The sequence below is a fragment of the Pseudomonas sp. SIMBA_068 genome, assembly GCF_046534705.1.
GTDB lineage: Bacteria > Pseudomonadota > Gammaproteobacteria > Pseudomonadales > Pseudomonadaceae > Aquipseudomonas > Aquipseudomonas putida.
Genome location: NZ_JAWRYI010000563.1, coordinates 1 through 270, shown reverse-complemented (window position 1 = coordinate 270; position 270 = coordinate 1). Strand labels below are relative to the sequence as shown.

1 protein-coding gene is annotated in these 270 nt (G+C 71.1%); it reads right to left on the bottom strand.

Going from position 1 to position 270, the window contains the following annotated elements:
• On the bottom strand, positions 1–270 hold a 270-nt coding region (locus SB756_RS30420), incomplete at both ends, for a zinc-binding dehydrogenase (RefSeq protein ID WP_410913285.1).

Below are 270 nucleotides of genomic sequence, written 5' to 3'. Positions count from 1 at the left end.
CACCTGGTCGACCCAGCCCGCGCCGCGATAGTCGACAGCCGCGTCCACCCCCAGGGATCGCGCGAGATCGAGCTTCTCCGGCGAACCGGCAGCGGCGATCACCTGGCGCACCCCGGCATTGCGGGCGAGCTGGACCAGCAGCGATCCCACCCCGCCTGCAGCGGCGTTGACCAGGATCGATTTTCCCGCCGGCGGGCTGCGGCGAAGGAGATGAAGGGCCGTCAGCCCCTGCACCATCAGAGCAGCCCCCGCCTCGAAGGACAGCCCGTC